Source organism: Streptomyces dysideae (assembly GCF_001514305.1).
Classification (GTDB): domain Bacteria; phylum Actinomycetota; class Actinomycetes; order Streptomycetales; family Streptomycetaceae; genus Streptomyces; species Streptomyces dysideae.
This window is the reverse complement of sequence record NZ_KQ949100.1, coordinates 90,793-115,585: the sequence shown is the minus strand read 5'-3', so window position 1 is coordinate 115,585 and position 24,793 is coordinate 90,793. Positions and strand designations below refer to the sequence as shown.

Genomic DNA, 24,793 nt, shown 5'->3' with positions numbered 1-24,793 from the left:
AACGGTCGGTCAGTGCTGATCCGTGCCGTGCAGCGGGAAGCCCGCGATGCCCCGCCATGCCAGGGAGGTCAGCAGCTGCACCGCCTGGTCGCGCGGCACGCTGCGGTCGCTGTGCAGCCAGGAACGAGCCACGACCTGCGCGAGCCCGCCGAGTCCGGACGCCAGCAGCATGGACTCGGCCCGTGACAGGCCGGTGTCCTCGGCGATGACGTCGCAGATCGCCTCCGAGCACTCGTTCGTGACCTTGTCGACGCGCTCGCGCACGGCGGGCTCGTTCGTCAGGTCCGACTCGAAGACCAGACGGAAGGCGCCGCCGTCGTCCTCGACGTACGCGAAGTACGCGTCCATCGTCGCCCGTACACGCTGCTTGTTGTCGGTCGTCGACGCCAGTGCGTTCCGTACGGACTGGATCAGGGACTCGCAGTGCTGGTCCAGCAGCGCGAGGTAAAGGTCGAGCTTGCCCGGAAAGTGCTGGTACAGCACCGGCTTGCTGACCCCGGCACGCTCGGCGATGTCGTCCATCGCGGCCGCGTGGTAACCCTGCGCCACGAAGACTTCCTGGGCGGCGCCCAGCAGCTGGTTCCGTCGGGCACGGCGCGGCAGGCGCGTGCCTCGCGGGCGTGCCGCCTCTGTCTGCTCGATGGCTGTCACGCCGCCTCCCAAAGTCGTCCACATGCGGTGTGCGCCGCGCCGCCATCGTACTTTTCGGTAACCCCTGTGTGCGCGCTGCGAGCGCAGAATTTCACGGACCGGACGGTGATAAAAGCCGCACAGAGGGTTTCAAAAAGGTGCAGGTCGGGCATTATCCTGCCTCGCTCCAGCTCAGTGGCCCCCCTTGTCACACTTCACCGGCAGTCGCACTTCACCGGTAGTCGTCCTCGTCGATGGAGACCACGCGGGACTGTTCGATGAGGTCGGCCTCGTTGGCGCGGTCGGGTTCGACGCCGGTCAGGTCGTCGTCGCGGTCCGGCCTGACGTCCGCGTGCTGCTCGGCCGCGTCGGCGGGCGGGGCCTCGACGTCGAACTCCTGGTCTTCCTGGCTGTTCTCGTCCTCGAAGGTCTCGGGGTCGCTGGGGTCGACGGTCATGGCGGGCTCCCTTCCTAGTACGTCCCTGAACGAAGCAGGGGGCCACATACGGGTGCCCTGCGTACGAGCCTAGGAGACACCCGATCCGGACGCCATGCGATCCGCCTGCCGTCCGGGACGACGAACATTTTGTGACGGCGAACACATGAACCACTGCGTGATCGTCTCGTAACATTGCCGCATGTCTTCGACCGAGCTGCCGTCCGCGCCTGCCGCAAATGTGCTCCCGAAGGTGGCGACCGTCCGGGTCGCAGAGGGCGAGCGGCTCAGGTCGGTCGGGCTGCCGGGGATCACGCTGTCGGTGCGGTCGAGGCCGTCGGCGCGCGAGGGCCTGCCGCCCGCGCTCTATGTCCATGGCCTGGGCGGTTCGTCGCAGAACTGGTCGTCGCTGATGCCGTTGCTGGAGGACGTCGCCGACTGCGAGGCCGTCGACCTGCCGGGCTTCGGCAACTCCCCGCCACCGGACGACGGCGACTACTCCGTCACGGCACACGCGCGTGCGGTGATCCGATACCTCGACGCGTCCGGCCGTGGACCCGTGCATCTTTTCGGCAACTCACTCGGTGGCGCGGTCACCACGCGCGTCTCCGCCGTACGGCCCGACCTCGTCCGTACGCTCACCCTCGTGTCGCCCGCACTGCCCGAACTCCGCGTCCAGCGCACCGCCGTGCCCACGGGGCTGCTGGCGGTGCCCGGCGTGACCGCGCTCTTCACCAAACTGACCAGGGAGTGGACGGTGGAGCAGCGGGTCCGCGGGGTCTTGGCCCTGTGTTACGGCGATCCCGGGCGGGTGACGCCGGAAGGGTTCCGCAACGCCGTGGAGGAGATGGAACGGCGGCTGCAACTGCCGTACTTCTGGGACGCGATGACACGTTCCGCGCGCGGGATCGTCAACGCGTACACACTGGGCGGCCAGCACGCGCTGTGGCGCCAGGCCGAGCGGGTCCTCGCACCGACGCTCCTCGTCTACGGCGGCCGCGACCAGCTCGTCGGCTACCGCATGGCCCAGCGGGCGGCCCGCGCCTTCCGCGACTCCCGGCTGCTCAGCCTGCCGGAGGCCGGACACGTGGCGATGATGGAGTATCCGGATACGGTGGCGCGGGCGTTCCGTGAACTCCTCGCGGACCTCGGCGAGTTGCCGACCGGTGCCAAGACGGCCATGGTTGATGGTGGAGCTGTGACCGAGAACGTGACCGAGAACGCGGGGAGCTGAGGCGCGACGTGGGACGCCATAGCCGCCGCGGGCCCGCCCCCAAGGGCGACGCCCCCGACACAACTGCACAGCGGGGTGCACGGATCCCGCAGGGGCCGCCGCCGGAGACGGGGGCGGATCCGCGGGGTCGGCCAGTGCCGGGTGGGCGCCGGGTTCCGGGGCCGCCTGCGGGGCAGCAGGGGGTGCCTGGGGGTGGGACGCCCGCGTACGGCGCTCCGCGGTTTCCCGAGGGCACGCCCGCGCATGGGGTTCCGCGGTTTCCCGACGGCACCCCCGCCCATGGCATCCCCCGCCTCCCCGACGGCACCCCCGCCCGCGGCACCCCGCGGGTCCGCGGCGGGCACCCCGAGCAGCGTGAACCCGGTGGTGGCTGGGGCGAGTTGAGAGGGCAGGCGGGGAGTGCGTACGGCGCCCCGGTGAGGGCCGACGCTCCAGTACCGCGGCAGCGGCACGCGCCCCCGTACGGGCCCCGGCAGGACTACGTCGACGCCTTCGACGGCGAGGACGTGGACCTCTTCGCGCCCCGTACGGCGACCTCCGCGCATGCCGCCGACCCGTACGCCGCCGTCACCGACTGGGACCCCCGGACCGGGACCGGCATCGAGAACGACGTCGTCGACGACGACGCCCCGCCGACCGGCGAACCCGCGGTGGCCAAGGGCTCCAAGGGGCGGACCTTCACCGGCATCGCGGCCGCCGCCGTCACCACCGTGCTGGCCGTCGTCGTGGGCGGGCAGGTCGCGGACGGGCGCGACGAAGCCGACGTACAGTCGCAGTCCGCCACCGACCAGGCCCGGGACACCCCCGACTCCGCCTCACGCGCGGACGGGCGGCCGACGCCGTCCGACGCGCCGAGCGCCGCGGCGCCACCGACGTACGAGCAGCAGATGGGTCGGACGTACGCGCTCAGCCCCACCCTCGCGGGGTCGGGCAAGTTCGACGCCGTCCAGGGCATCGACCGGGCGCCCGGCGCGGGCCGGAAGTTCACCTACCGGGTGGACGTGGAGCAGGGCCTCGGGCTCGACGCTGAACTCTTCGCGCAGGCCGTCCAGAAGACGCTCAACGACGACCGGAGCTGGTCCCACAACGGCGCCCGTACCTTCGAGCGCATCCACTCCGGCAAGCCCGACTTCGTGATCACCCTCGCCAGCCCCGGCACCACCGCCGACTGGTGCGCCAAGTCCGGCCTCGACACCACCGTGGACAACGTGTCGTGCGACTCCGCCGCCACCGAGCGCGTGATGATCAACGCGTACCGGTGGGCACAGGGATCGAAGACCTACGGCGACCAGATCCACGCCTACCGGCAGATGCTGATCAACCACGAGATCGGCCACCGGCTCGGCTACGGCCACGTGACCTGCGACAAGAACGGCGAACTCGCCCCGGTCATGCAGCAGCAGACCAAGTTCCTGAACCACGGCGGCATCCAGTGCCGGGCCAACCCCTGGCCGTACCCCGGGAGTTGACGGGCACGCTGGCCTGGGCCGCTCGGGCGTGACGATCCGTGCGCACTTGATCTCTTAGCGAGACGGAACGCGACCTGCGCGGGAAAGTTACGACGGTTCACCCCTTTTGGTGGCGCGATGGACAACCGTCCGTCGCGGCACCGCCTTGTCCGCATACGTTCGTCCCGCTGTGAGCCGCCGGGTCAACGGCGGCTCCCCTTACGGGAGATCGGGGGTGTCCTCGTGCGGATCGGACTGCTTACGGAGGGTGGCTATCCGTATGTGAGCGGTGATGTCAGGGTCTGGTGCGACCGGGTTGTGCGCGGGCTTGGGCAGCACGAGTTCGACATCTACGCGCTCAGCCGCAGCGAGAGCCAGGAGGACGAGGGCTGGGTTCCGCTGCCGCCGCAGGTCAGCCGGGTGCGCACGGCGCCCCTGTGGGCGGCCGAGGACGACGGGGTGGCGTACGGGCGCCGTGCGCGCCGACGGTTCGCGGAGTGCTACGGCGAGTTGGCGGCCGCGCTGTGCGCCGGGGCTGCCGGAGGCCTCTCCGGTTCGTCGGAGGCTTCGGCCCTTGAGGCGGACCGTTTCGGCAACGCGCTGTACGGGCTCGCCGAACTCGCCCGCGACGAGGGCGGCCTGGTGGGGGCGCTCCGCTCCGAGGCCGCCGTGCGTGCCCTGGAACGCGCTTGTCGCGCGCCGGGCGCCCTGCGGACGGCGCGTGCGGCGCGCGTGCCCGACCTGCTCGCCGTCGCCGCGCATGTGGAACGTGCCCTGCGCCCGCTCTCGCTCGACTGGTACGAGGACGACGGCCTCGGCTCGGTCGACCTGTGCCATGCCGCCTCCGGCGGACCGGCGGCCCTGCCCGGCCTGCTCGCCCGCCACTTCTCCGGCGTACCGCTGCTGGTGACCGAGTACGGCGTGCGGCTCCGTACGCACTACCTGGCCGCCACGGAGTCCTCGCCCGCCGTACGGTCCCTGCTCGCCGCCTTCCACGGCCGGCTCGCCGCCGAGATCTACGACCGGGCCGCGGTCGTCACGCCCGGCAACGCGCACGCCCGCCGCTGGCAGGAGCGCTGCGGCGCCGACCGCGCGAAGCTCCGTACGGTCTACCCCGGCATGGACGCCTCCCGCTTCGCGGAGGCGGGGGAGTCGCCGGAGTGCGCGGACCCGGACTCCCTCGTCTGGGTCGGCCGGATCGAACCCGCCAAGGACCTGGTGTCCCTCCTGCACGCCTTTGCCGAGGTCCGCAAGGAGGAGCCGAAGACGCGCCTGCGGATCGTCGGCGCCCCTTCCGGCGCGGAGGGCGAGGCCTATCTCGGCCACTGCAAGGTGCTGGCCGCGCAGCTCTTCCCCGACGAGGCGGACGGTCCGCACACCGTCGGCGACAATCCGGTCTCCTTCGAGGAGATCGGCGGCCCGGAGGTTCCGACCCTCCCGGACGCGTACGCCTCCGGCGCCGTGACCGTGCTGTCCAGCGTCGTCGAGGGCTTCCCGATCAGCCTGGTCGAAGCGATGTTCTGCGGGCGTGCGACGGTCTCCACGGACGTCGGCGCGGTGGTGGAGGTCATCGGCGGCACCGGTCTCGTCGTACCGCCGCGCAATCCGCGGGCGCTCGCCGAAGCGTGCGTGGCGCTGCTGCGCGACCCCGAGCGCCGTGCGCGCCTGGGCGCCGCCGCACGCGCGCGTGCGGTCGAGCTGTTCACCGTCGAGCAGAACATCGCGGCATTTCACGACATCTACCTGGAGATCGTCTCGCGCACTCCGGTCCGCCGTGTCGTCCTCGACGAGACGGGCGAGCCCCTGCCCTTCGCGGTGCCCGCGGAGGCCCATGTCCCCGGCCGCTGGACCGAACGGACATCCGCCGTCGTGGCCCGCGGCGGCCCCAGCTGGGCGGCGGGAGCACCCGTACGCGCGACCACACCGGTACCGGCGACGGAGGGCGCACGATGAGCGGCCTGGGCGAACTGGACCGCCCCGGCAGGCCGGCCAGCCCCGGCGCGTGGGACGAGCGGTCGGGGGAGTGGCTGGAGGCGAACGGCCGCGGGGGCGCCGACGCGGACGGCGGGGCGGAGCGGGACGGTCGGGACGGTGAGGCGTCCGGGGGCCCGGGGAATGCCCACGCCGGCGACCGTGCACGCGGCGCCGCAACGGTCGGCGACGCGTGGGACGGTGCTGTTGGAGAGCGTGCGTGTGGCGCTGACGGCGCGGAGAGCAACGCTGATGCGCGCGGTGCCGCAGCGGCTGGCGATGCGTGGGACGGTGACGCCGACGCCCTGGCGCGCGGCGCTGTCGCGGCCGGTGATGCGTGGGGCGTTGGCGTCGGAGAGCGCGCGTGTGGCGCTGCCGGCGCGGAGAGCAACGTCGATGCGTGTGACGTCGAAGGTGCGGAGCCCGACGCCGATGCGTGCGACGCCGGAGGCGTGGAGGGCACCGCCGACGCGCGTGGCGCCGTATCGACCACCGACGCGGGAGGCGACGCCGGCACCGACGTGCGACGCGATGCCTGCTCCGGTACGCGAGGCGATGACATCGCCCTCGGCGCGCGGCCCGGTGAGCAGCGCCCCGCCGGTATCCGCTCCGCCGAAACGCCCCCCACCCGTCGGCAGACCCCCACTCGCCGTACCGCCGCCGACCCGGTGAAGGCGCTGATGCACCGGCACCGCGAGCTGTGCGAACGGGCCGTGGACCCCTTGGAGATCGCGGCGGGTCTGGAGGCTCACGGCGTCACCGAACGGACCGCGGCGCGCTTCCGGCACCGGGACGTCTTCTCCCTCGCGGAGGAGATGTACGCACGCGTGCCCCGCGACGGAGAGACCCCGCCGAGCGCCACGGCCCTCGCGGCCCCGCGCGCACGGGCCGACTGGGCCCTCCTCGTCCTCCTCCCCGGCGCGCTCTGCGTGGCGGCCCTCACCGCCCTGCACCTCACCCAGGGACAGTCCCGCCTGATCGCGGCCGCCGTGGGCGTCCTCGCCGTGGCCCTCGCCCTGCGCGCGGCCCTGTCCCGCGGCCCGCTGACCGCCCCGGACCACGCCCGCCCGACCGGCACCTGGACATGCTGGCTCGTCGCCTACGCCCTCCTCGGCGACGGTCTGCTCCGCGCGGCCCTCGCCGGAGGCCCCGACGCCCTGCCCACGGGCGCCGCGGACGGCCCCTGGCCCCTCACCGCGGCCCCGGTCCTGGCCCTCACCCTGGCCTGCGCGCCCGCGGCCTGGTGTGCCCACCTCTTCGCCGCGGGCGCCCGCCGCAAACTGGCGTCCAGCCGAGGGCTGGAGGACTTCGCCGGCGCCGTACAGCCGCTGCTGTTCGGCACGTTCGCCCTGTTCCTGTGTGCTCTGACGGCCCTGCTGACCCTCTCCGCCACGACCCTCGACGAGCCCGCCGCCGTCGCCCCGGCCCTCACCCTCGGCGCCCTCCTGTTCCTCGCCCGGCTCCTCACCGCCCACGGCTTCACCCACGCGCCCGTGGTCGTCCTCACCGCCGCGGCCGTCGCCGAGGCGGCCGCCCTGGCCACGGTCTTCGCGGGCCGCCTCCCCGGCTGCGACTTCCTGGCCGTGCCCGTCGAGACCCTCGCCACCGTCTTCGGGCCGGGCGGCGTCCCGGCGCTCGCCTGCGGCATCGGGGCCTTGACCCTGCTGATCCACGCGACCCGCACCCTCACCCGGGCCTCGGCCCACGCAACGGCGTACCAGCCATGGTGACGCGCCGGCGGTCCCGCCCCCCAACGACACCGCAGGCGAACGCGCACCCCCTCCCAACCCGCTGAAGATCCCCTCCGAAGGAGAACCCCAGATGATCACCTCCCGACCCGAACCCTCGGCTCCGGGAGCCGCCCGATGAGAGTCCTGCTGATCGGAGCCAATGGCTACCTCGGCCGCTTCGTCGCCGACCGACTGCTCGCAGACCCCGCCGTCCAGCTCACCGCTCTCGGCCGCGGCGACGACGCCGATGTCCGCTTCGACCTCGCGTCCGGCAGCCCCGGCGCCCTCACCCGCTTCCTCGACGCGGTCCACCCCGGCGTCGTCGTCAACTGCGCCGGCGCCACCCGTGGCGGCGCCCGCGAACTCACCCGGCACAACACCGTCGCCGTCGCCACCGTCTGCGAGGCCCTGCGCCGCAGCGGCTGCGGCGCCCGCCTGGTGCAGATCGGCTGCGGCGCGGAGTACGGCCCCAGCCAGCCCGGCTCCTCCACGGCCGAGGACGCCGTCCCGCGCCCCGGCGGCCCGTACGGCGTCAGCAAACTCGCCGCCACGGAACTGGTCCTGGGCTCCGGCCTGGACGCCGTCGTGCTCCGCGTCTTCTCACCCGCCGGACCCGGTACCCCGGCCGGCTCCCCGCTCGGCCGCCTCGCCGAGGCCATGCGCCGCGCCATGCAGTCCGGCGACGGCGAGCTCAAGCTCGGCGGCCTCGGCGCCCAGCGCGACTTCGTCGACGTACGCGACGTCGCTCGCGCCGTGCACGCCGCGTCGCTCTCCGCCGCGCAGGGCGTCATCAACATCGGCTCGGGCCGTGCCGTCCGCCTCCGTGATGCCGCCGCCGTCCTCGCGCGCGTGGCCGGATACGGCGGCGCCCTCCACGAACTCGACGGACCTCCCGGCCCGCTCAGGGCAGCCATCGGGCACCCCCGCTCCGAATCCGACCACGCGGCCCCGCTCGCGTACCCGGACGGTTGCGGCAGCTGGCAGCAGGCCGACGTGCGCACCGCACGCGACCGGCTCGGCTGGCGCCCCCGGATCAATCTCGAAGAGTCCCTCGCCGACATCTGGATGGAGGCGGCATGCCGTATCTGACCTCCCCGACAGCGGGCACCGCGAGCACCGACGTCCGTATCCGCTTCGGCATCCCCGGCTACGCCCACCCCCTCGTCGCGCCCACCGAATGGGGCGAACTCACCCGCCCCGGCACCCCCTTGCACTGGGTCGTCCTCAACGTCGCCGACGGCCCGGGCGTCCGCCCCGACCCGCACTGCCTGGCGGCGGCCGGCCGGCTGCGCAACGCGGGCGTCCGGGTCCTCGGCCGCCTCGACACCACTCATGGCGCCCGCGCCTTCGGCGAGGTGATCTCCGACGCGCATCGCTATCTCGACTGGTATCAGGTCGACGGCTTCCTGTTGGACCGCTGCCCGACCGAACGCGTCTCGCTCCCCGAGATCCGGCGCACGGTCACAGCCCTTCGTGCGCTGCGTGACGATGCCCACATCGTCCTCGGCCACGGCACCCACCCGTACCCTGGCTACGCCGAGAGCGCCGACCAGTTGGTCACCTTCTCCGGCCCGTGGAGCGACTACCGCTGGTCGCAGGTGGCCGAGTGGACCGCCGACTACCCGCCCGACCGCTTCTGCCACTTCGTCCACGGAATGCCCCGCGGGCACCTGGACGAGGCGCTGCGGATCGCCCGTTGGCAGGGCGCCTCGACGATCTGGTTCACCGACCGCACGGAGCGCGGCGGCCGCAGCGACCCCTGGGAGACCATGCCCGGCTACTGGGACGAAATCGTCTCGCGGATCGGAACAGGTGTCTCGGAATGAAAAAGGCCATGGCACTGTTACGGGGAGAACAACCGTAATGATTGACCGACCAACGGAGTCCCCGTGTCGCTGCCACCCCTGGTCGAGCCGGCTGCCGAGCTCACCGTAGACGAGGTCCGCAGGTACTCCCGCCACCTGATCATCCCCGACGTGGGGATGGACGGGCAGAAGCGGCTGAAGAACGCCAAGGTGCTGTGTGTGGGCGCCGGCGGCCTGGGCTCGCCGGCGCTGATGTACCTCGCCGCCGCGGGCGTCGGCACGCTCGGCATCGTGGAGTTCGACGAGGTCGACGAGTCGAACCTGCAGCGCCAGATCATCCACAGCCAGGCGGACATCGGCCGGTCCAAGGCCGAGTCGGCCCGCGACAGCGTGCTCGGCATCAACCCGTACGTGAACGTGATCCTTCACGAGGAGCGGCTCGAGGCCGACAACGTGATGGACATCTTCAGCCAGTACGACCTCATCGTCGACGGCACGGACAACTTCGCGACCCGCTACCTGGTCAACGACGCGTGCGTGCTGCTCAACAAGCCGTATGTGTGGGGCTCGATCTACCGCTTCGACGGCCAGGCCTCCGTCTTCTGGTCCGAGCACGGCCCCTGCTACCGCTGCCTCTACCCGGAGCCCCCGCCCCCCGGCATGGTCCCCTCCTGCGCCGAGGGCGGCGTCCTGGGCGTGCTGTGCGCGTCCATCGGCTCCATCCAGGTCAACGAGGCCATCAAGCTGCTCGCCGGTATCGGTGAGCCGCTGGTCGGCCGCCTGATGATCTACGACGCCCTGGAGATGCAGTACCGCCAGGTCAAGGTCCGCAAGGACCCCGACTGCGCGGTCTGCGGCGAGAACCCGACCGTCACCGAGCTCATCGACTACGAGGCCTTCTGCGGCGTCGTCTCCGAGGAGGCCCAGGAGGCGGCCGCCGGCTCGACGATCACTCCCAAGCAGCTCAAGGAGTGGATCGACGACGGTGAGAACATCGAGATCATCGACGTCCGCGAGATCAACGAGTACGAGATCGTCTCGATCCCCGGCGCCAAGCTGATCCCGAAGAACGAGTTCCTCATGGGCAGCGCCCTGGAGACCCTCCCGCAGGACAAGAAGATTGTCTTGCACTGCAAGACGGGTGTCCGCAGTGCGGAAGTCCTCGCGGTCCTGAAGTCCGCGGGCTTCGCCGACGCCGTGCACGTGGGCGGCGGTGTGATCGGCTGGGTCAACCAGATCGAGCCGAGCAAGCCGGTCTACTGACCGCACCACTCCGTCCGGCCGGCGGGGCCCGCGCGCACCACGGGTGCGTGCGGCCCCCGCCGTCGTCATGAGCAGACCCGGCCGTCCTTCGGCGTGGTTCCCGCCAGCAGATACGCGTTCACCGCGGAGTCGACACAGTCGCTGCCACTCCCGTACGCACCGTGCCCCTCGCCCTCCCAGGTGAGCACCACACCGACGCCCTCGCCCAGCTCGTCCGCCATCCTGCGGGCGCCCTCGTACGGTGTCGCCGGATCGCCGGTGTTGCCGACCACCAGGATCGGCGCCGCACCCGGCGCGCTCACCTCCGGGGAGTCGTACTGTCCGGCCACCGGCCAGTCGTGGCACCAGCCGGCCGTGTCCCAGCCCAGGAACGGTCCGAACACGGGCGAGATCTTCTCGAACTCCGGCAGCAGCCGCTTCGCCTCCTCGGCGGTCGGCCGCCGCTTGTCGTCCAAGCACGATATGACCCGTTGCGAATGGGTCGTCGTGCCGTACCGCCCCGACGCGTCACGCTCGTAGTAGAGGTCGGCGAGTGCCAGCAGCTCCGAACCGTCGCCGTCCTCGGCCGTCTCCAGGGCCCTGGTCAGACCCGGCCAGGCGGTCTTGCTGTACAGCGACACCACGATGCCGGTGACCGCGAGCGACTGCGTCAGCTCCCGCTCGGACGACGTCGGCAGCGGATCCGCGTCGATCCGCTCCAGCAGGTCCGCGATCTTCCGCGTGCCCTGCTCGGGGTCCTGGCCGGTGGACTCCAGGTAGCCGTTCAGCGCGCGCTGGAAGCCCCTGGTCTGGTTCTCGGCGTGCCCCACCGTGTCCGCGGCCGGGTCGACGACCGCGTCGAGGACCAGCCGCCCCACCTTCTTCGGGAACAGGTGGGCGTACACACCGCCCAGTTCGGTGCCATACGAGATACCGAAGTAGTGCATCTTCGCATCGCCGAGAACCTGCCGCAGCCGGTCCATGTCCCGGGCGGTGTCGGTGGTCGACACATGCGCCATCAGCTTCCCGGCGGCCTTCTCGCAGCCCTGGCCGAAGCTCGCCGCGTCCTTGAAGTACGCCGTCTCCTCGACCGGGGTGTCCGGCGAGGCGTCCACCGCCTCGGCGGCCTGGATCTCCTCGTCGCTGCGGCAGCGGATGCCCTTGCTCGAGCCGACCCCGCGCGGGTCCCAGCTCACCACGTCGTACCGCTCACGCAGCGAGGAGACCGTGTCGGCGTACGACGGCATCATGGACACGCCCGAGCCGCCGGGGCCGCCGAAGTTGAACAGCAGCGAGCCGATGCGGTTGTCGCCGGTGGCCTTGGCGCGGATCAGTGCGAGCCCGATCGTCTCGCCGTCCGGCTTCGTCCAGTCCAGCGGCACCTGGAGCGTCGCACACTGCCAGCCGCGGCCTGGTGCGGGCGCTTCCGCGGTTGCCCTGCAGCGCCCCCAGTCCAGCTTCCCCGAGGACCCCGAGGACGCGTCGCCGTCGCCGGACCCGCCGCCGGTGCAGCCCGACACCAGCATTGCGGCTGCGGCCGTGACGGCCGCCCACCGTACGAATCGCGTCATGCGCTTTCCCCACCTCGCAGGCCGTCCGCACCGTGCAGCGGATGGCGGTCAGGCCATGGTAGGCAGATCCCGCGGCGGGCCGTTGCAGCCTGTGGATAACCTTCTGAACTGCTGCTTTGTGGAATGCTCAGGAGCAGACGGTGCCCGCCGCCGGCACTTTCCCGTCCAGCAGATAGCCGTTCACCGCGTCCTGCACGCACTTGTTCCCGCTGTCGTACGCGCCGTGCCCCTGCCCCTTGTACGTCAGCTCGACGCCCACGCCCTCACCGAGCGCGGCCACCATCTTCCGCGCGCCCTCGTACGGGGTCGCCGGGTCGCCGGTGTTGCCGATGACCAGGATCGGCGCCGAACCGGGCGCGCTCACATCGGGGTGGTCGGCGGCGCCCGCCACCGGCCAGTCGGTGCAGCTGACCATGGACCAGGCCAGGAAGTCGCCGAACAGGTCCGAGGCGGCCCGGAACTCGGGCAGCTTCCGCTCCACGTACGCGGGGGTGTACCGCGGTTTGTCGTCGGCGCAGTTGATGGAGACGTTGGCCGCGATGAGGTTGCTGTACTCGCCGTTGCCGCTGCGTCCGTTCATCGAGTCCGACAGCAGCATCAGGACCCTGCCGTCCCCGTCGTACGCCTCTTCCAGTCCCTGGGTGAGGTACTCCCAGAAGCCCTGCGAGTACAGCGCCTGCGCGATGCCGCTGGTCGCCGCGGTCTGGGTCAGCCTGCGCGGGAGGACGCCCGGGATCGGCTTGGCGTCGAGGTCCTTCAGCAGCTTGGCGATGCGGTCCTTGACGTCCTGCGCGCTGTCGCCGACCGGGCAGTCCTCGGTCTGGGAGACACAGTGCTCGGCGTAGTTGTCGAGGGCGAGCTGGAAGCCCTTCGCCTGGCCGAGCGAGCCCTGTTCGGAGGTCTGCGTCGGGTCGACTACCGCGTCGAAGACGGCGCGGCCCACCTTCTTCGGGAACAGGTGGGCGTAGACGCCGCCGAGTTCGGTGCCGTACGAGATGCCGAAGTAGTGCAGCTTGCCGTCGCCGAGGACCTGGCGCATCAGGTCCAGGTCGCGGGCCGCGTCGGTGGTGCGCACGTGCGGCAGGATCTTCTCGGAGTTCTCCTCGCAGGCAACGTTGAACTCCTTGGTGTTGTCCAGCAGTTCGGCGCGCTCGGCCGTGTCGTCGGGGGTCGCGTCCTGCTGGAAGAAGGCGTCGAGCTGCGGGTCGTTCGCGCACAGCACGGGCGCGCTGCGGCCGACCCCGCGCGGATCGAAGCTCACCAGGTCGTAGCGGGTGCGCAGCTCGGTGTAGTCCTGCCCGAAGGCGGGCAGCGTGGTGATGCCCGAGCCGCCGGGGCCGCCGAAGTTGAAGATCAGTGAGCCGATCCGCTCGCTCTCGTCGCCGCTCGCCTTCGCCCGGATCAGTGCGAGCTTGATCGTGTCGCCCTTGGGCTCGTCCCAGTCGAGGGGCGCCTTCATCGTGGCGCACTGCCACTCGCCGCCGTCCGGCAGCGGTGACGGGGTGTCGCCGCCGCCCTCGGCCTGGGAGGGCGCCGGGCAGTCCGTCCAGCGCAGCTGCTGGGACGTCAGATCCTCGTCCTGGGAGTCGTCGCCGCAGCCCGCGAGGACGCAGGACAGCAGGACGGCGGTGGCGGTCAGGGCAGCGGCGCGCAGCCAGGGCGGGTTCGGCATGGTCCCCATCCTGCGGTCCTGCGGGGCGGGCCGCTCGGGGCGCGGGCCGTACGAGGTACGGCGCCGGGTGGACGTACGCGCGCGATGGTCCGCGCACCGCATGCCCTGCGCTACAGCGCGCCCTTGCGCGTCAGATGGCTGAAGGCCAGCCATCCGGGCAGCACCGGCAGCCACAGCGTCAGCAGCCGGAAGAGCAGCACCGAGGGCGCCGCGACCTCGCTGGGCAGGCCCACGGCGATGAGACCGACCGTCAGGGTCACGTCCACGGCGCCCACGCCGCCCGGGGTCGGGGCCGCCGAGCCGAGCGCGTTGCCGGCGAGGAAGACGACGGCGACGCTGGCGATGCTGAGCGAGGTCCCCTCGCTGCCGAAGGCGCGGATCGACGCGTCCAGGCACATCACGAAGCAGGCGGTCAGCAGGAGCATGCCACCGATGCCGGTGACCAGCTTCTGCGGCCGCTGCAGCACGTCGAGCATGCGCGGCACGACACCCGCGAACAGCGACCTCACGCGCGTGGCGACGAATTTCCGCAGGAACGGCACCGACGTCGCCACGAGGACCAGTACCGCCACCGTCAGCAGACCCGCGATGACCGTCCGGGACGGCGACAGCGACGGTGTCTTCTCGGTGCCGGTCAGATAGCCGAAGGACAGCAGCATCAGGATGTGCGCGCCGAGCCCGAACAGCTGGGACGCGCCGACGCTCGCCACCGCGAGCCCCGGCCGCACCCCCGAACGTTGCAGGAAGCGCGTGTTGAGCGCGACACCGCCCACCGCGGCCGGCGCGACGATCTTCACGAACGACCCGGCGACCTGCGCCGCCACGGTCCGCAGGAACGGCACCCGCTCCGGCACGAACCCCAGCAGCGCCATCGCCGCCGCGAAGTAGCTGGCCGCCGAGAACAGCACGGCCGCGGCCACCCAGCCCCACTCGGCGTTGGCGATGAGCGGCCCGAACTCGATGTGGGTGAGCTGCGTCAGCAGGAAGTACGCACCGATGGCGCCGGCGATGAAAGTGATCAGCGTGCGCGGCCGCACCCGCTCCAGCCGGGCCGGTTCGACCGGGGCCTGCGGCCTGATCAGCAGCACCTCGTGCCGGATCTGGGTGAGCAGATCCTCCTCGCGTGCTTCCTCCAGTGCCTCGTCGATGGCCCGCTTCTCGGCCCGTGCCTCCGCGCGTACGGCCTTCTTGTCGGGTTTCCCGAGGACCGGCACCGCATCCTCCGGGGCCTCTTCCAGGCGGGCCTGCCTGGTCTGCCGGGACGCCTCCAGGACCGCCTCGCGTTCGCGCTGGGCGCGCTCCCGGGCCAGTCTGCGCAGCGTCGCGCGCGTGGAGCGGCTCAGCGCGATGGGCTGCAGCATCGGCAGACAGTCCGCCACGGCGTCGGGGCCGAGCACGCCCACCGCCGATGCCACCGCGCGCTCCGCGCCCACCCGCAGGCCGAGCGTCACCAGCAGCTGGGAGATGTCCATGCGCAGCAGCAGGTTGTTGGCCGCGATCTCGCCGACTCGCAGATCAGTGAGGACCACCTTGCCGGAACGATCCACCAGAATCGCGTCACCCACCAGCCTGCGGTGCGCGATGCGCCGGGACTGCAGCGCCCGCACCTGGTCCCAGGTGCCGCGCAGCAGCTCGTCGGTGATCTCCTCGTCCGGCAGCGCGTCCAGGGTGTGCCCGCCGGTGTGCTCGTAGACGAGCATCACGGCGTCCGGGCCGAGTTCGGAGGTCGCGATCAGCTTGGGAGCGTTGGCGCCGGCCGCGATGGCGGCGTAGGCGAGGAGCGCCTCCTGCTCCAGGGCCTGGCGCAGCGACTGCAGGCTGCTGCGGGTGGCGAAACCGCGCAGCGTCAGATTGCGCCAGACACGGTAGAAGAAGCCCTGCGCCTGCTGCTCCCGGTCGACCACCGTCACGTCCAGCGGCGGACCGTCCTCGAGCGTGACGAAGTAGCGCCTGCCGCGGTCGCCGGTCTCCGGTGTGTCCGACGTCTCCTCGCGGGCCGCGCTCACCGGGTGGAAACCGACGTGTCTGAGGCCCGCCATCAGCGTCCGCCCGGTGGGACGGACGTTGGGTGAGCCGACCGCGTACAGCGTGCCGTAGGCCACGGTCCAGCCGAGCAGCAGCGTCAGGATGATCGAGAACGGCGTCGTGTAGCCGGTGACCAGCATGGAGAAGGCGTAGAGGACCAGCACTGCCCAGAGCACCGCACGCCAGCGTGGCCGGCGGGACATGCCCACGGCCGTCATGTACGCGATGACCGGGGCGAGATAGCCGTGCACCGGGTCGGTGAGGGAGGTGATGTCGCCGGGCGAGGGCTGGGTGAGCGCGTCCTGGATGGACTTCGGGGCGGCCCGCGCCACCCACAGATCGGTGGCGAGCGTCACCCCGTGGGCGAGGACCGCCGCGAGGACGCCGTCGGCGATGCGCAGCCCGTCCCGCTTGATCAGCCGCTCGATCGCGAAGGCGACGGGCACCAGGAGGATCGCGATGCTGGACACCAGCCCCGCGATCTTGCTGATCACGTCGGGCGCCTGCCCGGTGCCCTTGTTGATGTCCTGTTCGAGACCCGAGGTGGTGCCGTGCGCGAACGCGGCGATCGCGAGCAGTACGACGACGGCGAGCACGCCCACCAGGAGCCGCATGAGGTCGGAGGGGCGGTGCACGCGCGCGGGGAGCAGCGGTTCGTCGCCCTCGACCTCGTCGGCGTATGCCTCGTCGACGTCGTCGGAGCCCGGCGGAGGCCTCTTTGCGGTGTCCTTACCGAGGTCCTTCTTGTCCGTGTTCGCGGTGCCCGGGCGCGGCGAAGCGGCAGAGGCGCTTTCCGCGTCCTCCGGGTGCGCACCCTGCTGCTTCATCGTCTCTTCTTGGTCTCGTATCACCAGTCACCGCCCGCACGATGGTGGCATGCTCCACCGACACACGGGGGCATCAGGGTGCAAACGCGGGGGCGCACAGTCTGCCGGAAGCGTCGCCCCGGAGCGAGGGATACGCACAGTGGCGAGCGCGTCACATTGTCGGTGGGGTGGGGCAGGATGGGTCGGATGAGCGAGGAGAGCCTTCCGGACGATGCCCGCCCGGAGTACCCGGACGCCCTGCCGGAGTACGCCGAGCAGGTCCTCGAGGTCGCCGAACTGATCCCGCCCGGGCGTGTCATGACATACGGGGACGTCGCCGAGTGGCTGGAGGAGGGCGGGCCCCGCCAGGTCGGCCGGGTGATGTCCCTCTACGGCGGCAGCGTGCCGTGGTGGCGTGTCGTGCGCGCGGACGGCGTGCTGCTGCCGGGGCACGAGCTCAGAGCGCTGGCCCGATACCGCGAGGAGGGCACGCCACTGAAGGAGGCGAGCCGGGCCGCCGAGGGCCACCTGCCGCGCGTCGATATGAAGCGGGCGCGGTGGGACGGCGGTGAACGCGCGGAGGGTCACACCTGACAGCTTCCGCCATCGGACGCGTCCCTGTGTGACCTGTGATCCGTACGGGGGAATCGGGGCACGTCCGTGGCATGACGTACGTTCGTGGAGCGAGGGACGCACGTGCCGCGAGTGTCCGGCGGGACGGACGGGAAGAATCGGAAGCCCTGCTTCCGCCCCATCCGTCGGCGTAGCGTCGCATGCACGCGTCGTCCCCCTCATCCCGCGGCCACCGTCCCCCACGCGCGGTGGTCCGCCAACCAGTACACCCACCAGGACCGGCGAACCACGTGAGCTCCTCTTCCTCCATCAGGCGCCTGTCGCACCCTCAGGTGCGACAGGGGGCTCGTGGCGCTTACCGACTGATGCGTACCCCGCCGGCCCGCGTGGACCCCCCTCGTCTGGACGCCGCGCAGCGTGCCGTGGTTGACCACGCCACCGGCCCGCTGCTCGTTCTCGCAGGTCCGGGCACCGGTAAGACCACCACGCTCGTCGAGTCTGTGGCGGCCCGCATCGCCCGTGGTGGGGACCCCGCGCGCATCCTCGTGCTGACGTTCAGCCGCAAGGCGGCCGTCGAGCTGCGCGACCGCATGGCATTGCGCACCGGGGCGGCACACGCGCCCCAGGCGACCACCTTCCACTCGTTCTGCTACGCCCTGGTCCGTGCCCACCAGGACAGCGAGCTGTTCGTGGAGCCGCTGCGGCTGCTGTCGGGTCCTGAGCAGGACGTGACCGTGCGCGAGCTGCTCGCGGGCCAGCCGGATCTGGAGCGGCTCGGCCTCGCGCACGTGCGCTGGCCGGACGAACTGCGCGCCTGTCTGACCACCCGCGGCTTCGCCGACGAGGTCCGCGCGGTCCTCGCCCGCAGCCGCGAACTGGGCCTCGGCCCCGACGCCCTGGACGCCTTCGCGCGCCGCATCGGCCGCCCCGACTGGCGCGCCGCGGCCGCCTTCCTCGCCGAGTACCTCGACGTCCTCGACCTGCAGGGCGTCCTCGACTACGCCGAACTGGTCCACCGCGCGGTGCTCCTCGCCCACCGCCCCGAGGTCGCCGAACGGCTCGCCGCCCGGTACGACGCCGTGTTCGTCGACGAGTACCAGGACACCGACCCGGCCCAGGTACGGCTGCTGCACGCCCTGGCCGGCGGCGGCCGCACCCTTGTCGCCTTCGGCGACCCCGACCAGTCGATCTACACCTTCCGGGGCGCGGACGTGAACGGCATCCTGGACTTCCCGGGAGCCTTCCCGCGCGCGGACGGCCGCCCGGCGCCCGTCGAGGTCCTGCGCACCTCCCGCCGCTCCGGCGCCCCCCTGCTCACCGCGACGCGCCTGCTGACCCAGCGCATGCCGCTGACCCGCCTTCCCGCCGACAAGGTGCGCGCCCACCGCGAGCTCACGCCGGTCCAGGGCGGCGGCCGCGTCGAGGTGTACACGTACCCGACGCCCGGCACGGAACTGGACAACGTCGCCGACATCCTCCGCAGGGCCCACCTGGAGGACGGCGTCCCCTGGAGCGACATGGCCGTCCTGGTTCGCGCCGGCTCCCGCACGATCCCGACGGTCCGCCGCGCCCTCACGTCCGCCGGCGTCCCCCTGGACATCGACGGCGACGACCTGCCACTGCGCCACGAACCGGCGGTGGCCCCGCTGCTGACGGCGCTGCGGGCGGTGGCCGCGGCGGAGGCGGGGGGTGTGGACGGGGGCGCGACGACTGGCGTCGACGCCGATGACGTACGACTCGCGGGGCGCGGCGACGAACCGGGAGCTGGTGGCGACGGCGATGGCGTGCGGGCTGAGGAAGCGCACGCTCGCGAGGACGACGGCGACACGGTCCACCCTGCGCGCGATGACGATGACGTTCGGCCGGAGGGCCGCGGCGACGGCGTGTGGGCTGGGGACGTGCATGTTCCCGAGGGCGGTGGCGAGGGCGACGTCTCCGCGTGCGGTGGTGGCGACGGCCGACCCGCCCGCGATGACGATGACGTTCGGCCGGAGGGCCGCGGCGACGGCGTGCGGGCCGAGGACGCGCACGCCGTCGGGGGCGACGGCGACAAGGTCCACCCCGCGCGCGACGGCGATGCCGTACGCCCCGAGGGCGACGGCCAGGGCGTACGGACCGAAGAAGCGCACGCCCCCGACGACGACACGGCCGCCGATCGGCCCGAGCCCGGTGCCGCCACCTGGCTTGACACCGAAACTGCCCTGACCCTGCTCGCCTCGCCCCTCGCCGGTATGGACGCCGCCGACCTGCGCCGCCTCGGGCGTGCCCTGCGCGACGAGGAGCGGGCCGCCGGTAACCCCCTGCCGCCGCCCTCCGACGAGCTCCTCGCGCGGGCGCTCGCCGAGCCGGAGCGGCTGGCCGTGCACGACCCCACGTACGCGCGCGGCGCCCAGCGTCTCGGCGCGCTGCTCCGCAAGGCCCGGGAGCGCCTCGCGGGCGGCGGCACGGCCGAGGAGGCGCTGTGGGACCTGTGGGACGGCACGCCGTGGCCCGCGCGCCTGGAGCGGGCCGCCCGGCGCGGCGGCGCGGCCGGACGCAACGCCGACCGCGACCTGGACGCCGTGTGCGCGCTGTTCGCGACGGCCGCCCGCGCGGAGGAGCGCACCGGCGGCCGGGGCACCCTCAACTTCCTGGAGGAGATCGACGCCGAGGACATCGCCGCCGACACCCTCACACGGCGTGCCGTACGCCCCGATGCCGTCCGCCTGATGACCGCGCACCGCTCCAAGGGGCTGGAGTGGCGACTGGTCGTCGTCGCCGGCGTCCAGGAGGGCCTGTGGCCGGACCTGCGCCGCCGCGGCTCCCTCCTGGAAGCCGACCGCATCGGCCGCGACGGACTCGCCGAACCCCTCACCCCGGGCGCGCTGCTGGCGGAGGAGCGTCGCCTGTTCTACGTGGCCGCCACACGCGCGCGTGAGCGGCTCGTCGTGACGGCCGTGAAAGCCCCGGCCGACGACGGCGACCAGCCCTCCCGCTTCCTGACCGAACTCGGCGTCGAACCCAAGGACGTCACGGGCCGCCCCCGCCGCCCCCTGTCCGTAGCGGCACTGGTCGCCGAACTCCGCGCCACGACCGTCGACCCGCGCGTCTCGGACCTCCTCAGGGAGGCCGCCGCCCGGCGCCTCGCCCGCCTCGCGGCGCTCGCCGACGAGGACGGCCGCCCCCTGGTGCCGTCCGCGCATCCCTACCGCTGGTGGGGCATGTTCGAGCCGACCGAGAGCAAGGTGCCGCTGCGCAACCGCGACCAGCCCGTCGTTCTCTCCGGCAGCGCCCTCGACCAGCTCGCCAACACCTGCGCCCTGCAGTGGTTCCTGGGCCGCGAGGTGAAGGCCGACGCGCCCGCGACGGCCGCCCAGGGCTTCGGCAACGTCGTGCACGTCCTCGCCGACGAGGTCGCCTCCGGGCACACCCCGGCCGACCTCGTCGTCCTCATGGAGCGCCTCGACTCCGTGTGGAACGCGCTCGCCTTCGACGCGCCGTGGAAGTCGGCCCAGGAGAAGGACAACGCGCGCGTGGCGCTCGAACGCTTCCTGAAATGGCACGTCATGGACCGCGCGGGACGTACGCCGGTCGCCAGCGAGCACGACTTCGACGTCACGCTCGCAGCGGGCGACTACGAAGTGCGCATCCGCGGCCAGATGGACCGCGTCGAGGCGGACGGTGACGGCCGCGCCTACGTCGTCGACTTCAAGACCGGCAAGCAGGCACCCAGCGCCGCCGAGGTGGAGCACCATCCGCAGCTCGCCGTCTACCAGCTCGCCGTCCGCGAGGGCGCCGTCGACGAGGCCTTCGACGGCGTACACCCCGAGCCGGGCGGCGCGGAGCTCGTCCAGCTGCGTCAGGGCGCCGCCAAGCGGGACGGCGGCGAGACCCTGCCCAAGGTGCAGGCCCAGGGGCCGCTGGAGGGGGAGTGGGTCGGCGACCTGCTCGCCACGGCGGCCGGCAAGGTCCTCGACGAACGGTTCACGCCGAGTGCGGGCCAGCACTGCACGCACTGCGCGTTCCGGGCGTCGTGCAGCGCACGGCCGGAGGGGCGGCACGTGGTCGAGTGACGCGGGTGATCTTCCGTGCGCCTGTGTGATCGGGGTCGCCACACGTGCTGACCTGCGCTTCCCTCGGCCCGTGGGCCGATTCGGCATCCACTGTCAGTGGTCGCCGCTAGCCTCTCTGAGGTGTCCGCCCGTATCACTGATCCCGATCAGCTCAAGGAGCTCCTCGGCATCCCGTTCACCCCGGAGCAGACGGCCTGCATCACCGCGCCGCCCGCCCCGCAGGTGATCGTGGCCGGAGCCGGATCGGGCAAGACGACGGTGATGGCGGCACGCGTGGTGTGGCTGGTCGGCACCGGCCAGGTCGCCCCCGAGCAGGTCCTCGGCCTGACCTTCACCAACAAGGCCGCCGGTGAGCTCGCCGAGCGCGTCCGCAAGGCGCTGATCAAGGCCGGCGTCACCGACCCCGACGTCGTCGACCCGGACAACCCGCCGGGCGAGCCGGTGATCTCGACGTACCACGCCTTCGCGGGCCGCCTCCTGACCGACCACGGCCTGCGCATCGGGCTGGAGCCGACGTCCCGGCTGCTCGCCGACGCCACCCGCTTCCAGCTCGCCGCGCGCGTGCTGCGCGAGGCGCCGGGCCCCTACCCGGCGCTGACCCGTTCCTTCGCCGACCTCGTCAGCGACCTCCTCGCCCTCGACGCCGAGCTCGCCGAGCACCTCGTACGGCCCGAGGCGCTGCGCGCGTACGACGCCGAACTGCTGATCGGCCTGCAGAGCGCCAAACTCACCAACGCCGACCTGCGCAAGGTCCCCGAGACGGCCGCCGCGCGCCGCGAACTCGCCGAGCTGGTGGTCCGCTACCGGGCCGCCAAACGCGAACGCGACCTGCTCGACTTCGGCGACCAGATCGCCCTGTCGGCGCAGCTCGCCCAGATCCCCGAGGTGGGCCGCGTCCTGCGCGACGAGTTCCGCGTGGTCCTCCTCGACGAGTACCAGGACACGTCGGTGGCCCAGCGCATCCTGTTGGCGGGCCTGTTCGGCGGCGGCACCGGCCATCCCGTGACCGCGGTCGGCGACCCCTGCCAGGCGATCTACGGCTGGCGCGGCGCCTCCGTCGCCAACCTCGACGACTTCCCCGAGCACTTCGCCCACGCCGACGGCCACCCCGCCAGCCGCCAGGCGCTCAGCGAGAACCGCCGCAGCGGCGGCCGCCTCCTCGACCTCGCCAACGGCCTCGCGGAGGACCTGCGCGCCATGCACGCGGGCGTGGAGGCCCTCCGCCCGGCCCCCGGCGCCGAACGCGACGGCCAGGTCCGCTGCGCCCTGCTGCGCACCCACGCCGAGGAGATCGACTGGATCGCCGACTCCGTGGCCCACCTCGTGAACACCGGCAAGGCGCCCGGCGAGATCGCCGTCCTGTGCCGCACGGCCACCGACTTCGCCGAGATCCAGGCCGCGCTCGTCGCCCGGGACATCCCCGTCGAGGTCGTGGGCCTCTCCGGCCTACTGCACCTGCCCGAGATCGCCGACCTCGTCGCCGTCTGCGAGGTCCTCCAGGACCCCGGCGCCAACGCCTCCCTGGTCCGCCTGCTGACCGGCCCGCGCTGGCGCATCGGACCGCGCGACCTCGCCCTCCTGGGGCGCCGCGCCCGGCTGCTCGTCTCCCACGCGCGCGTGGACGGCGACGACGACCCGGACCGCCGGCTCGCCGAGGCCGTCGAGGGGGTCGACCCGTCCGAGGTGATATCGCTCGCGGACGCCCTCGACGCGTTCCTGGAGACACCGCTGGACGGCGCCGGGGGCGACGACGGGCTGCCCTTCTCGCCGGACGCGCGCGTGCGGTTCGCCCGCCTGGCCACCGAACTGCGCGACCTGCGCCGCTCCCTGTCCGACCCGCTGATGGACGTCCTGCACCGCGTCCTCGCCGTCACCGGCCTCGAGGTCGAGCTGTCGGCGTCCCCGCACGCCCTCGCCGCCCGCCGCCGCGAGACCCTGTCCAACTTCCTCGACATCGCCGCCTCCTTCGCCGCCGGCGACGGCGCGGCGACCCTGCTCGCCTTCCTCGGTTTCCTGCGCACCGCCGCCCAGTACGAGAAGGGCCTCGACAACGCCCTCCCCGGCGGCGAGAACACCGTCAAGGTGCTCACCGCGCACAAGTCCAAGGGCCTGGAATGGGATGTCGTGGCCGTCCCCGGCCTGGTCACCGGGACCTTCCCCAGCACCCAGGGCCGCGAGAAGTGGACTGCCCAGGCCAAGGTCCTGCCGCACGAACTGCGCGGCGACGCCGACACCCTGCCCGACATCGAGGCCTGGGACTCGCGGGGCCTGAAGGCCTTCCACGAGGCCATGAAGGAACACCAGCACACCGAGGAACTCCGCCTCGGCTACGTCACCTTCACCCGCCCCCGCTCCCTCCTCCTCGGCTCCGGCCACTGGTGGGGCCCCAGCCAGAAGAAGCCCCGAGGCCCGTCCGACTTCCTCCAGGCGCTGCACGACCACTGCACGGCCGGATACGGCGAGATCGAGGTCTGGGCGGACGAGCCCGAGGATGACGAGGAGAACCCCGCCCTGCACCGGGCGAGCGCCGACCAGGTGTGGCCCCTGCCCCTCGACGACGCCGCCCTGGCCCGCCGCCGCGCGGCCGCCGAGACGGTCCTGGCCCACCTCGAGGCCCTCGCCTCCCACCCGGACGGCCACCCCGCGGCCACCCACGAACCCGACACCTACGACGACCCGGACTGGCCCCCGCCACCGGACGACGACGAAGCCCTCTACGAGGAGGACGGCGCCCCCTTCGACGACGACTGGGACTCCTGGACCGCAGACCGCCCCTCCGTCCCCCACCAGGCGACGGCTCCGGAACCCCCTGCGACACCGCCGCGGGCACGCCCTCACCCCGCGGAACCAGAACCCCTCACCCCCGAGGAAGCCCGCACCATCGCCTCCTGGGACCGCGACCTCGACGCCCTCACCGGGGAACTCCTGCACGCGCGAAAAGCCGTCACGGACGTCCCCCTGCCCGCGTCGCTCACCGCCTCGCAACTGCTGCGCCTGGCCGCCGACCCGGACGGCTTCGCGCAGGAACTCGCGCGCCCCATGCCACGCCCCCCACAACCCGCAGCGCGCCGGGGCACCCGCTTCCACGCCTGGGTGGAAGCCCGCTTCGAAGAGCTGACGCTGCCCATGCTGGAGCCCGAGGACCTGCCCGGCAGCGAGGCCGAGATCGCCGACGAACGCGACCTGGAAGCCCTCAAGGACGCCTTCGAACGCACCGAGTACGCCCACCGCACGCCCTACCGCGTCGAGGCCCCCTTCCAGCTCGCCATCGGCGGCCGCGTCGTACGCGGCCGTATCGACGCCGTCTACAAGGAGGTCGACGGCGACGGGACGACGTACGAGATCGTCGACTGGAAGACCAGTCGCACCCGCACCGCCGACCCGCTCCAGCTGGCCCTCTACCGGCTCGCCTGGGCCGAGCAGCAGGGCGTGCCCCTGGAGTCGGTCGGCGTCGCGTTCCTGTACGTCCGGAGCGGCGAGGTCGTACGCCCGGACGACCTCCCGGACCGGGCCGCGCTGGAGCGGCTGCTGCTGGCGGAGCCGTCGTGTGACGAACCGCCCAACGAGGATGTCGGTGCGGGCCGATAGGCTCGTGACC

General features: G+C 72.6%; 15 protein-coding genes. 10 read left to right on the top strand and 5 right to left on the bottom strand.

Annotation, left to right across the window (positions count from 1 at the left end; all coding sequences use genetic code 11):
- Positions 1-9: 9 nt before the first annotated feature.
- Together AQJ91_RS32770 and AQJ91_RS32765 are read right to left on the bottom strand one after the other, a co-directional pair.
- Positions 10-651, bottom strand: a complete 642-nt coding sequence (locus AQJ91_RS32770) for a TetR/AcrR family transcriptional regulator (RefSeq protein WP_067028837.1) — start codon at positions 649-651, stop codon at positions 10-12.
- A 211-nt stretch (positions 652-862) separates the two neighbouring features.
- Entirely contained in the window at positions 863-1,087 is a 225-nt protein-coding gene (locus AQJ91_RS32765) for a hypothetical protein (RefSeq protein WP_067028835.1), read from the bottom strand.
- 181 nt (positions 1,088-1,268) lie between these two features.
- On the opposite strand from AQJ91_RS32765, the gene AQJ91_RS32760 reads away from it, so the two are divergent.
- The 7 genes from AQJ91_RS32760 (at position 1,269) to moeZ (ending at position 10,517) form a co-directional block, all read left to right on the top strand.
- Complete coding sequence (locus AQJ91_RS32760) at positions 1,269-2,300, top strand: alpha/beta fold hydrolase (protein WP_067028833.1); 1,032 nt, start codon at positions 1,269-1,271, stop codon at positions 2,298-2,300.
- An 8-nt stretch (positions 2,301-2,308) separates the two neighbouring features.
- The gene (locus AQJ91_RS32755; RefSeq protein WP_067028830.1) at positions 2,309-3,769 is read left to right on the top strand and encodes a DUF3152 domain-containing protein; all 1,461 of its coding nucleotides are present in this window, start codon (positions 2,309-2,311) and stop codon (positions 3,767-3,769) included.
- Positions 3,770-3,991: 222 nt separating this feature from the next.
- Complete coding sequence (locus tag AQJ91_RS32750; protein WP_234383154.1) at positions 3,992-5,701, top strand: DUF3492 domain-containing protein; 1,710 nt, start codon at positions 3,992-3,994, stop codon at positions 5,699-5,701.
- 578 nt (positions 5,702-6,279) lie between these two features.
- Positions 6,280-7,449, top strand: a complete 1,170-nt coding sequence (locus tag AQJ91_RS32745; RefSeq protein WP_407696960.1) for a hypothetical protein — start codon at positions 6,280-6,282, stop codon at positions 7,447-7,449.
- Between the two features lie 135 nt (positions 7,450-7,584).
- A complete protein-coding gene (locus AQJ91_RS32740) occupies positions 7,585-8,538 on the top strand; it encodes an NAD-dependent epimerase/dehydratase family protein (RefSeq protein WP_067028824.1) in 954 nt (317 codons plus the stop codon).
- The gene (locus AQJ91_RS32735; RefSeq protein ID WP_067028821.1) at positions 8,526-9,275 is read left to right on the top strand and encodes a spherulation-specific family 4 protein; all 750 of its coding nucleotides are present in this window, start codon (positions 8,526-8,528) and stop codon (positions 9,273-9,275) included. Before AQJ91_RS32740 ends, AQJ91_RS32735 begins: the two co-directional genes overlap by 13 nt.
- 63 nt (positions 9,276-9,338) lie before the next feature.
- Positions 9,339-10,517 (top strand): adenylyltransferase/sulfurtransferase MoeZ, encoded by a 1,179-nt coding sequence (moeZ, locus tag AQJ91_RS32730; RefSeq protein WP_067028818.1) that lies wholly within the window; start codon positions 9,339-9,341, stop codon positions 10,515-10,517.
- 65 nt (positions 10,518-10,582) lie between these two features.
- Here moeZ and AQJ91_RS32725 read toward each other — a convergent pair whose 3' ends face one another.
- From AQJ91_RS32725 to AQJ91_RS32715, 3 genes are all read right to left on the bottom strand, one after another.
- On the bottom strand, positions 10,583-12,067 hold the full coding sequence (locus tag AQJ91_RS32725) for an alpha/beta hydrolase (RefSeq protein ID WP_067028816.1): 1,485 nt from the start codon (positions 12,065-12,067) through the stop codon (positions 10,583-10,585).
- 127 nt (positions 12,068-12,194) lie between these two features.
- Positions 12,195-13,739 carry an alpha/beta hydrolase gene (locus AQJ91_RS32720; RefSeq protein WP_067028924.1) on the bottom strand — a complete coding sequence of 515 codons (1,545 nt, stop codon included), beginning with the start codon at positions 13,737-13,739 and terminating at the stop codon, positions 12,195-12,197.
- Between the two features lie 110 nt (positions 13,740-13,849).
- Positions 13,850-16,591, bottom strand: coding sequence for a lysylphosphatidylglycerol synthase domain-containing protein (locus AQJ91_RS32715; RefSeq protein ID WP_067028813.1), 2,742 nt, complete (start codon positions 16,589-16,591; stop codon positions 13,850-13,852).
- 186 nt (positions 16,592-16,777) lie between these two features.
- Between AQJ91_RS32715 and AQJ91_RS32710 the strand changes: the two genes are divergently transcribed.
- The 3 genes from AQJ91_RS32710 (at position 16,778) to AQJ91_RS32700 (ending at position 24,783) form a co-directional block, all read left to right on the top strand.
- Positions 16,778-17,164 (top strand): MGMT family protein, encoded by a 387-nt coding sequence (locus AQJ91_RS32710; protein WP_067028811.1) that lies wholly within the window; start codon positions 16,778-16,780, stop codon positions 17,162-17,164.
- A gap of 269 nt (positions 17,165-17,433) precedes the next feature.
- Complete coding sequence (locus AQJ91_RS32705) at positions 17,434-21,195, top strand: UvrD-helicase domain-containing protein (RefSeq protein WP_107122592.1); 3,762 nt, start codon at positions 17,434-17,436, stop codon at positions 21,193-21,195.
- A 120-nt stretch (positions 21,196-21,315) separates the two neighbouring features.
- The gene (locus AQJ91_RS32700; protein WP_067028808.1) at positions 21,316-24,783 is read left to right on the top strand and encodes an ATP-dependent helicase; all 3,468 of its coding nucleotides are present in this window, start codon (positions 21,316-21,318) and stop codon (positions 24,781-24,783) included.
- The last annotated feature ends 10 nt before the right edge of the window (positions 24,784-24,793 follow it).